Source organism: Mycobacterium sp. (assembly GCF_035633495.1).
In the GTDB taxonomy this organism is placed as follows: Bacteria; Actinomycetota; Actinomycetes; order Mycobacteriales; family Mycobacteriaceae; genus Mycobacterium.
Map to the genome: position 1 here is coordinate 1 of NZ_DASQEU010000112.1, position 12868 is coordinate 12868.

Genomic DNA, 12868 nt, shown 5'->3' on the forward strand with positions numbered 1-12868 from the left:
TCCACAGCACCGCCCCGATGACCAGGAGGATGATCCCGATGGTCCACAGGATCGGGATACCGAACACGAATCCGGCGATGAGAAGAATGATTCCGAGAATGATCATGGCGTTTCCCTACTTTGATATTTGTTGGCGGACCGGACACGAGCACGACGCGACAGCGATGGCGCAAGCACCGCCGACCTGTCGATCTCGGCGACATTCGACCACCGATGCGTCAATGAGATCATGCGCGCCGACATTGCTGATTGGGTGGGCAAGCTGGCTGACGCGAGCAAGTCGGCGTCGACGATCCGACATCACTATTTCGTTGTGCGACAGATACTTTCGCAGTGCGTGGCAGACGGACGACTCACCGTCAACCCGGCCGATCACGTAAAGTTGCCGTCCGAGCGAAGCGCGGCCGGCGGCACACCTGGCGTCGTGGACGATCCCGACATGTTTCTCACTGCCGCGCAGGTGGCCTCGCTGGTCGCCGCGACGCCCTGGCCTTGCTCGGTAATGGTGCACCTGGCCGCGTGGTGCGGTCTGCGCGCCGCCGAGCTGGCCGGTTTGCAGGTCGGCGACGTGGAGCTTCCAGACGCGCCGATCAACCCGAACGCACCGGCTAAACCGGGCGTTCTGCACGTTGAGCGAACCGTCATCACGATCGACGGCGCGTTGGTCTATGACTCGCCGAAGACGAAGGGGAGCCGTCGCCGCGTTCCGATGATGAGCGGGACCACCGAGCTTGTCCGGGACTACCTGGCCGCGCATCCGCGCCGTGACGATCCGGCCGCGCCGCTGTTTTGTGCCGTGACTCTGAAGCCGTCCAAACCGACCGGTAAATGCGCCACCGATTCGAGCGGCAATCGGATCGCGCCGACCGCTGTCGATGCGCTGGCAGCGCTGTCGGCCGACGAAGCGGCCGATCGTCTGGTGTTGGATTGGTTGGCCCCGATTCGCCACCAGACCTTCTACAAGGCCGTGTTTCGGCCCGCTGTGGCTCGCTCCAACCGCCTTGGCGGTGGCGACGTGTTGCCGTCTGCGCTGAAGTTTCACGCCTTGCGCCACACTTACGCGAGTCTGTGCGCGGCGGGGATTCCCCCGCTACAGCATTCGCGTTTCATGGGACACGCGAAGGTGACGACAACACTGGCGATCTACACGCACTTGTTCGATGACGATCACGCCGAGACGATGGCCTCTCTGGAAGCGATGAGCCGACCAGCCAACGCGCCGAACGTCGTACGGATGCGCCGGGCTCGAAGCGTTTGACCGCCGGCGAAGTTCCGTGTCCATCAAAATGCCACCCAGCCACCCGCAGGGAACGCCATCCGGGCCTGGGATTAGGGGTTGGCGGGTTGAAGGATGGCGGCGGCGACCGGGATCTGTCAGGCCACCTTCTTGAGCATCGCGGCGACGAGGCGTTGCGCGTCAGGCACCGCCCACGCCGGATCAGCCGGCTCCATGGGGGAATTGACATCGCCCCCGACGGCACCGAAAACAGGGAGCAGCCTATTTGACCGACTGGCGCGGGTCACAAAGGCAACTGGACAGCCACCGGCGAGAATTCGCCTGCGCACGCTCGCGCAGTGGTGCCCGATGACATCACTCCCTTCAAACCGCAGGAGTCAACCGAAAGAGAGGTTGCCTGAATACCGGCAATGGCAATTCCTCCCGTGGGACGATCACCTCTCCAGGCTTCGAATCGGTTTTCGAACTTCACGAGGAAGTGAGATGGCAGACGGCACCCGACGATCGCGTGATCGAGACGGCACGGCGACTCGTCGCCGAATTGGACAACACCGAACTCGGCGTGCTGATCGGCGAACTCGCACAAAATCCCGCAGTACGAGGACAAGGCGCTGATACCTGCCCCGTGCCGGTGAAATACTCCGAAGTGGTCACGACCGCATCCAGCAGAAGACGGCAGGCGCATGAGCGAACCCATTCCCACTGACGGCCTCGCCTGCGAGGACATCCGGACCTCGATGCGCCCCGATGCCTTGCGCAAGGCGATCGCAGATCACCTGCGGTACTCCCTCGGGCGCCCGGCGGCCCTGCTGGAGCCCAAGCACTACTACCACGCCCTCGCGTTGGCCGTGCGCGACCGCATGCAGCAGCGCTGGACCGAGACCACCCAGACCTATCTCGACCTCAGCCGAAAGGTGGCCTGCTATCTGTCGGCGGAGTTCCTGCTGGGTCCGCACCTGGGCAACAACCTGCTCAACCTACAGATCGAGGAGGAAGCCCGCGCCGCCCTTGCCGCGCTGGGCCAGGATTTCGACACCGTGCTGGCCTGCGAGCAGGAGCCCGGTCTGGGCAATGGCGGGCTGGGGCGGCTGGCGGCCTGCTACTTGGACTCGCTGGCCACCCTCGAGCGGCCCGCCATCGGCTACGGCATCCGCTACGAGTTCGGCATCTTCGACCAGGAGATCCACGACGGCTGGCAGGTGGAGACGACAGACAACTGGCTGGCCGACGGCAATCCCTGGGAGATCGCCAAGCCCGAGTTGAACTATCGCGTCAACTGGGGCGGCCACGCCGAGCGCTACCGCGACGAAACCGGCCGTGACCGGGTGCGCTGGGTTCCCGAACGTGTCGTCAAAGGCGTGTACTACGGCACACCGATCCAGGGTTACGCCGTGAACACCTGCAACACCCTCACGCTGTGGAGCGCCAACGCGGTCAATGCACTTGCCCTGGACGCCTTCAACGCCGGCGACTACTACCGGGCGGTGCAAGACCAAGTCGTCTCCGAGAACGTCACCAAGGTGCTCTACCCCAACGACGAGCCCGAAGTCGGCAAGCAGCTTCGGCTGGCCCAGCAGTACTTCTTCGTGTCCTGCTCACTGCAGGACATCCTGCACCTGCTGGAGGACTTCGCCGGCCAGTCCGCCCGAGAGCTCCCCGACCGGGTCGCCATCCAGCTCAACGACACTCACCCCTCGATCGCTGTCGCAGAGCTGATGCGGCTGCTCGTCGACGAACGCGATTTCGACTGGGACGAGGCATGGCGGATCACCGTGGCGACGATGGCCTACACCAACCACACCCTGCTGCCCGAAGCGCTGGAAACCTGGCCGCTGTCGATGTTCGCCCGATTCCTGCCGCGACACCTCGAGATCATCTACGAGATCAACAGCCGCTTCCTAGACGAGGTGCGCGCCCGATTCCCCGGCGACGAGGAACGGGTGCGTCGCATGTCGCTGATCGGTGAGGACGGCGAAAAGCGCATCCGGATGGCCCATCTGGCGACCGTCGGTAGCCACGCCATCAATGGGGTCGCAGCGCTGCACTCTGAATTGCTGAAAAGTACTGTGCTCAAAGACTTTTACGAGATGTGGCCGAACCGGTTCAGCAACAAGACCAATGGCGTGACACCGCGCCGCTTCCTGGGCCTGGCCAATCCGGGGTTACGCAAGCTGCTCGACGACACCATCGGCGGGGAGTGGATGGTCGACTTGACGCGGTTGCGCATGCTGGAACCCCTCGCCGACGACCCCGCGTTCCAGAAGCGGTGGCGCGCGGTCAAGCGGGCCAATAAGACGCGGCTAGCCGACTACGTCTTGTCGACGACCGGTGTGGAACTTGACCCGGATTGGATGTTCGACATCCAGGTCAAGCGAATTCACGAGTACAAGCGCCAACACCTCAACGTCCTGCACATCATCTCGCTCTACAACCGGATCAAGAAGAACCCCGACCTTGAAATCCCGCCGCGCGCTTTCATTTTCGGTGGCAAATCAGCGCCCGGCTACATCATGGCCAAGCTGATCATCAAATTGATCAATGCCGTCGCCGAGACGGTCAATGCCGATGCCGACGTCAACAGCCGCATCAAGGTCGCCTTCCTCCCGAACTTCAATGTGCAAAGCGGACAAATGATCTACCCGGCAGCCGATTTGTCCGAGCAGATCTCGACCGCCGGCAAGGAGGCCTCCGGCACCGGCAACATGAAGTTCATGATCAACGGGGCACTGACCATCGGCACCCTCGACGGCGCCAACGTCGAGATTCGGGAGGAGGCCGGCGAGGAGAACTTCTTCCTGTTCGGGCTGACCGTGCCGGACGTAGCGCGTGTGCTGAGCGAGGGTTATCGCCCGGGCCGTTATGTCGAAGAAAGCGAGGACCTCCGCGAGGTTCTGGGCCTGATCGCTGAAGGCCGGTTTTCCCAAAGTGACACCGAGGTATTCCGTCCCCTGATCGACAACCTGACCCACCACGACCCGTTCCTGGTGATGGCCGACTACACCGAGTACATCGCCTGCCAGCAGCAGGTGAGCAACACCTGGCGCGACACCGCAGCCTGGACGCGCAAGTCAATCCTCAATTCCGCGCGCAGCGGCAAGTTCTCCTCGGATCGAGCCATCGCCGAGTACTGCGACGAGATCTGGAATGTCCACGCCGCCGCCGTGGATGCTGATCTCGGAGCAGCACGTCACGAAGGGGCTCTGGGCGGCTAAGTAGGCAGTGTAGGTCTCAAACGAGGCTTTTCCAGGACTTCGCCCAAGCTACATCGCCTTCGACATCGCACTCTGACCCCGGCGCTGGCCGAGGGTTTGCAACCTAGTCCTGATGATCCGTTCGACGAGCAGCTGTGGCGGGAGCGGATCGGTCGGTGGTTCCCTGAGTTGGTCGATCCGAGCGTGCGGGCGTTGACGTGGTCGCAGATCGGCGTGCATCACCAGTGGATCGAGGATCAGCTCGGTGTGCCGGTGACGGTGGCCACCATCGCCGAGCGGCTGCGCAACGACTATGGCGTGGAGGTGTCCGAGTCGACGGTACGTCGTTATGTGGCAACGACGTTCGCTGAGCAACGCAGCGAAGACAAGGTGACCGTGCCCCGTGGTGCCGTCGTGCCGGGCAGTGAAGCCCAGATCGACTATGGCCGCCTGGGTATGTGGTCTGATACTGAGTCTGGGCGCCGGGTCGCGGCGTGGGTGTTCGCAATGACTCTGTCGTGCTCACGGGCGTTGTTCGTCCAACCGGTGCTCAAGATGGACCAAACATCATGGAACGCATCGCATGTGGGGGCGTTCGAGTTCTTCGGCGCTGCGGTGGGCCACCGAGGTTTATGGGGTCCACAAGCACCGCGGCATTGACGGTGCGACCCCGGCCACGGTGTTCGCCGCGGTGGAGCGTGATGCGCTGATGCCGTTGCCGCGTCGCGCTACATGAGCGGACAGACCCTGGTGCTCGACGGCGGTCTCACCGCGCAGAGTCCGATCGCCCCGAGCCGCCACATCTTGCTCGACGGCTGACCGCGAGCCTCCAGATTCCCGGACGCCGGCCGTGAGGTGATCTCGCGGGAAACAGGTCGAACCTTGACGTCGAACTACCCGCGGGCCAACGCGGTTAGCGGTACACAGAATGATGACTATCTGTTCAAAGAACCGCATTCCGCGGAGGCGCGGGAAGCGCGCCCGCCGCCTGATCGGTGGTGTGGTCACTGCCGTATCGGCGACCGGTTGCACGAGCACCGCCGGATCCGGCGACACCGCTGCGCTCCAGCCTGGCCAGTTGCTCACCGCGTGGCAATTGACCACTGTGGCTGCTCTACCCAGTGCCGCCGAAACACAGCTGATCACCTACGTCTCCGACGATTCGCACGGGCGTCCCATCGTCGTGTCCGGCACCGTGGCGGTGCCGAAGTCGACGCCGCCGAAGGGCGGATGGCCGGTGATCAGCTGGGCGCACGGGACGACCGGCTACGCCGACATCTGCGCCCCGTCGGTGGACACCAGCGACGGTCCCGAACATGACTACCTCGGTCCGGTCACCGCAATCCCTGGATACCTGGGTAACCCGCGGCTATGCCGTCCTCCAAACCGATTACCAGGGCCTGGGCACCCCAGGCGGGCACCCCTACGTCGACGGCACCAGCGAAGCGAACACCGTGATCGACATCGTGCGAGCCGCCCGTACGCTAGATCCGGCGATCGGTACCGACTGGGTTGCGATGGGCCACAGCCAGGGCGGGCAGGCGGCACTGTTCACCGCGCAGGACGCCCATAAGCGAGCACCCGAACTCAACCTGAAGGCGGCGGTGGCGATCGCACCCGGCGGGGTGGGTTTGAGCGAGGCGGTCGACTTGGCCAAATCCGGCCGCCCGGAAGCGGAGGCGGCGCAAGCATTCTTGCCCGTGATTGTGCTCGGTGCCCAGGTGGTCGATCCGTCGATCGACCCGGAGTCGATCTTCACGCCGCAGGCCATGCCGCTGATTGCCGCGGCCCGCGCCGGGTGCCTGGTCCAGATCCGTGAGGTTCCACCGGTGCCGGCGGCGCAAGTGTTCAAGGCCGACGCGGATGTCAGTGCGCTCACCGAATATCTCCGGCGCCAAGACCCCACCAACGTCACTCCGCAGGTACCGACCATGATCGTGCAGGGCACTTCGGATACGTTGGTGACCACACCCGGCACGGACGCGCTGGTAAAGGCGATGTGCGGCAGGGACGTGGCTGTGGATTACCGCGTCTATCCGGGCCAGGACCACCGCGGCACGGTGCCCGCATCGCTACAGGATGCGCAGGATTTCGTAGGCCGGGCGATGAGCGGGGAGTCGACGACCGATACCTGTCAGCGCTGAGCGGCGACGACCCGAGATGCGTTCTCCCAAGTCATCTTTCGGATGATCGAATCGGGCAAACCGCGGATCTGTTCGTGGATGGTGCGCTGGGCAGACCAGAAATTCCACGTGAACACCTCCGCCGGAGTCAACGTTTGGCCGAGCCCTTTCCAGGTTCCGGTCCCGCCGCGGGTTGGTGGACGCCGCGGCTGCGGTGCGGAGCCGACCGACGGCAGTGAGGGTGTCGGCGACCATGCGTGCCGCACCTCGCGGGGATCCACAGGATCCCTTGCGGAGGCCGTTGCCCGAGAATCACCGGAGCACACCTGTCGGTGGTGACGGTGGTGATCAGCGCGTTCAGTCCACGGACCCCGGAGTAGCCATATCCGGAGCCTTGCTTGCCGTGGCCGTGGACTTCGATGATCGAATCGTCGATGTCGACCAGCACCCGCCCGACGGTGATGCCCGCCACGACCGGGGTCCGCTGGGCCAACGCGTCCAGGAACCGGGATGCCACCGCGTCGAGTTGGCGGACGTGGCCGAAGGTGAACTGGCGCAGGAACGAGCCCAACGTCGAGGGTGCATACGGGCGATGAAACAGGGTGGCCATCGCCCCGTGCCGGACCCGATTCAGATCCGCGATGGAGTCCGCGCCGGCGATCATCCCGGCGACCAGGGAGCCGATCTTGCGGCCCGCGTTGGCGCCCTTGTCGGTCGGTACGCCCAGGTGCTCGTCGGCGAGCTCGAGGAGCCCGGATCGCTCGGCCAGTGCCATCACCGGCACCAGCCCGGCGCACGACACGAGGTTCGGATCGTCGAACCGTGCCGCCCCAACGGGGCGGGTGTGAGATAGTTGCATCTGCGAGATGCCCTTCGTCGTGGCCGAATGTTATCCTCAAGAAATCTCATTCTCTCACTGCGACAGGGCATTTCGTGTCTACAACTCACACCGAACCGCTACCGAATCGGTGCATTCAGGCTAAGCGCCCAAAATGATCGCAGCGAGATCTGTTGCGCCCCAAACAGAGTCGGGATATAGGGTAGCTTACTGGTTACCCTGCATATTCGACTCGGGCGTATTGCTGCGTGTCGGCGCGCTGCCGACGGGGAACTGGTATTCGACAGTTTGTCCGTCCACCCTGAATTGGCGTTCCAGGTCCTGGTCTGGCCGACCGGCAAGTCCGTGAGGGGCTGCCAGCCCCTACCCCCTTTTGTGGTTGCCGTGTCATGAGGGCCACCTGCTCTTCATCCGGGAGCCGTCGTGACAGGATTGTCACGCGCCGCAACCCGGCCGGACGGTCGTTGGGTGAACGCCAACCCAGGAGGAATTCCGAGCATGCGAATGACCAGGGCCGGTACCGGCGGCCCGCCGCTGGTCTTCGTGCACGGGTTGGCGTGCGATAGGACGGACTGGCGCGCTCAGGTCGACTCGCTTGCGACGAGGACGACCGTCGTCACGTGCGACCTGCCCGGGCATGGATCGAGCGCGGGCGCACCGGCCGACTGCACCATCGAGGCCTACGGAGCCGCCGTAGCGCGGGTCCCGACGGAGCTCGGACTGTCACCGGCGATCCTCGTCGGCCACAGCATGGGGTGCCGCGTGGTCCTCGCGGCCAGCCGGGTGCAACCCGACGCCGTGTCCGGGCTGGTACTCGTGGACGGCAGCCGGATTGGCGATGGTGATCCCGTGGCCGCCGAGCGGGCCATGGCCGATGAACTCGCCGGGGACGGCTACCTGCGATTCATGCGTCAGTTCTTCGTATCGATGTTCGTGCCTTCGAGTGATCCCGCTCTCGCCAAGGCGATCGTCGACCGCGCGTTGCGCTTCCCCGCGGCGGTGGGCATGCCCTTGCTGACAGATCTGGCCGGCTGGGACGCCTGCGAGGTGGAGAGCGCCCTCGACGCGGTTCGTGTCCCGCTGCTCGCCATTCAGAGCACGACGATGGACTCGGCACGCGAGCGGGTGTCGCTGAGACCAGGCCAGCGTTCATCCTGGCTCGACCTGGTGCGTGCCCATGTGCCCCAGGCCGCCATCGAGATGCTGCCCGGGACGAGCCACTTCCCGCAGATCGAACTGGCTGATGAGGTCACCGCGCTGATCGCCGACTTTGTCCTGAAAGATTAGCCACCAACCCCGGGTCCTGTTCGCACCCGGTAATTCCACCGCCCGGCACACCCTGCTGGAGCGCCGCTGTGGCATCAGCCGGCTGACCGACCCCGATCGCTGTTTGTGTAACTCTCGCGCAGCGCCCAGCAAACGATTTCGCGACGGTTGTCGTGCCGAGCCACGGTCGAGCTACGGTCAAAATGGATACTGGTCGGGCTTAGCTGCCGCCGAACATACCGCTGAACTGGTATTTCGTGGAGCCGATGACGGGAATCGAACCCGCGTATTCAGCTTGGGAAGCTGATGTTCTGCCATTGAACTACATCGGCCTGACCAGCTGTGCTGGTGATCACGAAGGCTAGCACTCCCACCCGCTAGGCTCGTCGGGTGCTGCTCTCCGATCGCGACATTCGGGCTGAGATCTCCGCCGGGCGGCTGGGGATCGACCCGTTCGACGACAGCCTCATTCAGCCCTCGAGCGTGGACGTCCGCCTGGACAACCTGTTCCGGGTCTTCAACAACACCAGGTACACCCACATCGACCCGGCAATACGTCAGGACGACCTGACCACACTGGTCGAGCCGAAGGAGGGCGAGCCCTTCGTCCTGCATCCCGGCGAGTTCGTGCTCGGCTCGACGCTGGAACGGTGCACCCTGCCCGACGACCTCGCCGGCCGATTGGAGGGCAAGTCGTCGCTGGGGCGCCTGGGGTTGTTGACGCACTCGACGGCCGGCTTCATCGATCCCGGTTTCAGCGGCCACATCACCCTCGAGCTGTCCAACGTCGCCAACCTTCCGATCACGTTGTGGACCGGCATGAAGATCGGTCAGCTCTGCCTGCTGAGACTGACCAGTCCGGCCGAGCATCCGTACGGCAGCGCGAAGGTCGGATCGAAGTATCAGGGGCAGCGCGGACCCACTCCGTCGCGGTCCTACCAGAACTTCATCAGGCACTGACTACGCCGACGCGAGTAGGGTCGAATCGCGGGCTCGGAGCCGACGCGACGGGTGTAACGACCGAGCCGGTGGAGGCGATGAAACATCAGGGCGCGCTGTGGCGTTGAGTCCTCTGTGAGAAAAGAATATGTAGCGCAGCAAAGACTTTGGAGGAGTCCGTGGACATCGTACTTGGTGTGTCCCTGACGCCAAAGACGGTGCGACTGGTGCTGGTCGAGGGCGTTCAAGGCGACGGTGCCATCGTCGACCACGACACCTTCGACGTGACGCCGTCCGATAGGTCAGCAACATCGAGCGCATCGTCGCAGGTGGTCGCCGCCGTCCTCGGCACGCTGGAAAGCGCCCGCGAGGGCGGCCATCAACTGAAGGCGATCGGTGTCACTTGGAGTGACCACTCCGAAGCGTCCGAACTACGCGACGCGCTGGCCGCCGCCGGCGTCGACGATGCGATCCTGGTGTCCGAACTGCATGCCGCGGGAGCGCTCGCCCAGACCGCCGGTCGTGCGGTGGGCTATGAGAGCACCGGCCTGTTGTTCCTCGACCGCGACACCGCGACGTTGTCGGTCGTGCGCACCGACGACGGCTCCATCGTGAAGGTGCTCAGCAGAAGCCTGCACAGTACAGACGCGATGGCGGTGCTCACCGAGATGGCGTCGGCCGTCGCCGCGCAGGACTCCCCGCCCCAGGGCATGTTCGTCGTCGGCTCCGGCGTCGACGTCGCGTCGGTCAAGTCCCACCTGCAGGACCTCGTGTCGATACCGGTCAACGCTCCCGAGGAGTCGGGGCTGGCCCTTGCCCGCGGCGCGGCGCTCGCGGCAGCCAGCGCGCCGATCTTCGACGCGTCCACCGTCGGGCTGGCCTACTCCCAGGACCCCGACGGTGCGACGGCAGGCAACGACCATCCCGGGCTGTCCGGCGCCGACACCCAGCTCCGTGCCGTAGCGACCGTCGCTCCGCTTGCCGACGAGATGGGTTTCGACGAGGACTTCGGCGACATGCCCGCCGAGGAGGGTCGCAAGCCGTTCCTGCTCGTGGGCAGCGCCCTGACGTCGGTCTTCGTCATCGGTGTCATCGCCTTGGTCATCTCCCTTGCCGTCAGCATCAGGCCGACGGCCGATCAGCGTCCCGACCCGGGTCAGAGCGCGATCATCCCCAGCGCCGCAGCACCCGCCGCGCCGCTGCCGGAGATCGCACAGCCGCCCGCCCCGGCGCCTGCTCCAGCGGCGCCCGCTCCGCCACCGGCGGAGACCATCAAGGCGCCGATTCCGGTCGTTCAGCAGGAACAGGCACCGCGTCGCCAGGTCTACGTGGCGCCGGAGGCGCCGGCACCCCAGGCTCCGCCCGCGCCCCTCCCGGACCCGCCGACAGCCCCGGTGCCCGATCCGGTGCCCGTGGTCGCCCCGCCGGTGCCCGCGGTGATACCGCCGCTGCTCCCACGGATCTTCAGCCCGCCGGTGCAGCAGTACCCGCGATATCCCCAGTACGGGCAGTACCCGCAGCAGTATCCGCAGGATCCGCCGCAGCAGCAGTACCCCCAGTACCCGCCGCAGCGGCAGTACCCACAGCAGCAGTACCCACAGCAGCAGTACCCACAGAAGCAGTACCCACAGCAGCAGTACCCACAGCAGCAGCAGCCGCAGAACCCATGGCAGCCGCCGAGCAACCAGGGCCCCTCGGGTGATGACGACGGATGGCCAGGATCGGGCTCCGGTGGCGGTAGCGGCCGCGGCGGCTCCGGTGGCGGCAGTGGGGGTGGCGGCGGCGGTTCCAACTGCTTCCTGATCTTCTGTGCCCCGGCTGGCGGCGGTCGTAACTAGGCCGAAGTCCACTCGTTACCCAGCGTTGGTCTGCCGCTCAGTGTCACTTTGCAGTTAGCTCATCGCAGAGGCCTATTCAGGCAGTATGCGATGCACTGTGTTCGGTACGGGGTACCTCGGCGCGACCCACGCCGCCGGCATGGCCGAACTTGGTCACGAGGTCATCGGCGTCGACATCGACCCCGGCAAGGTGGCCAAGCTCGCGTCGGGCGACATCCCGTTCTATGAACCCGGACTGCGAAAGGTCCTGCGCGACAACCTCGATGCGGGCCGCCTGCGCTTCACCACCGACTACGACGCCGCAGCCGAGTTCGCCGACGTGCACTTCCTCGGTGTCGGAACCCCGCAGAAGAAGGGTGAATACGGCGCGGATCTACGCCACGTCCGCGCGGTGATCGACACCTTGGTGCCGCGGCTGAAGCGGTCCGCGGTGATCGTGGGCAAGTCGACCGTGCCGGTGGGCACCGCTGCCGAGTTGTCCGACCGGGCACGCCAACTCGCACCGGAAGGGATCAGCGTCGAGATCGCCTGGAACCCGGAGTTCCTCCGCGAGGGCTTCGCCGTTCACGACACCCTGCACCCCGACCGCATCGTGCTTGGCGTGCAACATGACTCGCTGTGGGCGGAAGCCGCGATCCGCCAGTTGTACGCGCCACTGCTCGACGAAGGCGTGCCGTTCCTGGTCACCGACCTGCAAACCGCCGAACTGGTCAAGGTATCGGCGAACGCCTTCCTGGCGACCAAGATCTCGTTCATCAACGCCATCTCCGAGGTGTGCGAGGCCGTGGACGCCGACGTCACGCTGCTCGCCGACGCCCTCGGCTACGACCCACGGATCGGTAGGCGATTCCTCAACGCTGGCTTGGGATTCGGCGGCGGCTGTCTACCGAAGGACATCCGCGCGTTCATGGCCCGCGCCGGAGAGCTCGGCGCCAACCATGCTCTGACCTTCCTGCGCGAGGTGGACAGCATCAACATGCGCCGTCGCACCCGGATGGTGGAGTTGGCCACCAAGGCCTGCGGCGGGTCACTTCTCGGGGCCAACGTCGCCGTTCTCGGGGCGGCCTTCAAGCCGGAGTCCGACGACGTGCGCGACTCACCCGCGCTCAACGTCGCGGGTCTGCTGCAACTGAACGGTGCGACGGTCAACGTCTACGACCCGAAGGCGATGGAAAACTCCCAGCGCGTCTTCCCGACGTTGAACTACTCGACCTCGGTCCTCGAAGCGTGCGACCGCGCCGACGCGGTGTTGGTGCTCACCGAGTGGCAGGAGTTCGTGGACCTCGACCCCGCCGAGCTATCGGCCACCGTCCGCGCCAAAGTCGTTGTCGACGGCCGCAATTGCCTCGATGTGGACACCTGGCAGAACGCCGGTTGGCGAATGTACGCACTGGGTAGGCGCCTCGCCGCAACGGCGGGTCCCGTCGCGTCGTAGC

Annotated in this window: 8 protein-coding genes, 1 tRNA gene and 3 pseudogenes; 9 read left to right on the forward strand and 3 right to left on the reverse strand. The window is 65.3% G+C overall.

The window, feature by feature from the left end; genetic code table 11:
* Positions 1 to 130 precede the first annotated feature (130 nt).
* From VET27_RS16885 to VET27_RS16905, 5 genes and pseudogenes are all read left to right on the forward strand, one after another.
* Positions 131 to 1258, forward strand: a complete 1128-nt coding sequence (locus tag VET27_RS16885) for a site-specific integrase (RefSeq protein ID WP_526520134.1) — start codon at positions 131 to 133, stop codon at positions 1256 to 1258.
* A gap of 487 nt (positions 1259 to 1745) precedes the next feature.
* Positions 1746 to 1943, forward strand: coding sequence for a hypothetical protein (locus tag VET27_RS16890; RefSeq protein ID WP_526520136.1), 198 nt, complete (start codon positions 1746 to 1748; stop codon positions 1941 to 1943).
* A gap of 31 nt (positions 1944 to 1974) precedes the next feature.
* On the forward strand, positions 1975 to 4449 hold the full coding sequence (locus VET27_RS16895; protein WP_526520245.1) for a glycogen/starch/alpha-glucan phosphorylase: 2475 nt from the start codon (positions 1975 to 1977) through the stop codon (positions 4447 to 4449).
* A 168-nt stretch (positions 4450 to 4617) separates the two neighbouring features.
* The gene (locus VET27_RS16900; RefSeq protein ID WP_526520138.1) at positions 4618 to 5088 is read left to right on the forward strand and encodes a hypothetical protein; all 471 of its coding nucleotides are present in this window, start codon (positions 4618 to 4620) and stop codon (positions 5086 to 5088) included.
* A gap of 271 nt (positions 5089 to 5359) precedes the next feature.
* Positions 5360 to 6572: pseudogene (locus tag VET27_RS16905) on the forward strand (alpha/beta hydrolase family protein).
* Here the strand turns inward: VET27_RS16905 and VET27_RS16910 are convergent.
* Both VET27_RS16910 and VET27_RS16915 read right to left on the reverse strand, forming a co-directional pair.
* A pseudogene (locus VET27_RS16910) lies at positions 6563 to 6730 on the reverse strand (amidohydrolase family protein); the annotation flags it as partial. The pseudogenes VET27_RS16905 and VET27_RS16910 overlap by 10 nt on opposite strands.
* Before the next feature lie 16 nt (positions 6731 to 6746).
* Positions 6747 to 7410: pseudogene (locus VET27_RS16915) on the reverse strand (transposase family protein); the annotation flags it as partial.
* Positions 7411 to 7887: 477 nt separating this feature from the next.
* Between VET27_RS16915 and VET27_RS16920 the strand changes: the two are divergent.
* Entirely contained in the window at positions 7888 to 8676 is a 789-nt protein-coding gene (locus VET27_RS16920; RefSeq protein WP_526520140.1) for an alpha/beta fold hydrolase, read from the forward strand.
* Positions 8677 to 8913: 237 nt separating this feature from the next.
* Here VET27_RS16920 and VET27_RS16925 read toward each other — a convergent pair.
* A tRNA-Gly gene (locus VET27_RS16925) sits at positions 8914 to 8987 on the reverse strand.
* A 58-nt stretch (positions 8988 to 9045) separates the two neighbouring features.
* Between VET27_RS16925 and dcd the strand changes: the two genes are divergently transcribed.
* The 3 genes from dcd (at position 9046) to VET27_RS16940 (ending at position 12867) form a co-directional block, all read left to right on the forward strand.
* Complete coding sequence (dcd, locus tag VET27_RS16930) at positions 9046 to 9615, forward strand: dCTP deaminase (protein WP_526520142.1); 570 nt, start codon at positions 9046 to 9048, stop codon at positions 9613 to 9615.
* A gap of 158 nt (positions 9616 to 9773) precedes the next feature.
* Positions 9774 to 11432: a DUF7159 family protein gene (locus VET27_RS16935; RefSeq protein WP_526520144.1), complete on the forward strand. Its 1659-nt coding sequence runs from the start codon at positions 9774 to 9776 to the stop codon at positions 11430 to 11432.
* Positions 11433 to 11517: 85 nt separating this feature from the next.
* The gene (locus VET27_RS16940; protein WP_526520146.1) at positions 11518 to 12867 is read left to right on the forward strand and encodes a UDP-glucose dehydrogenase family protein; all 1350 of its coding nucleotides are present in this window, start codon (positions 11518 to 11520) and stop codon (positions 12865 to 12867) included.
* Position 12868: the final 1 nt, after the last annotated feature.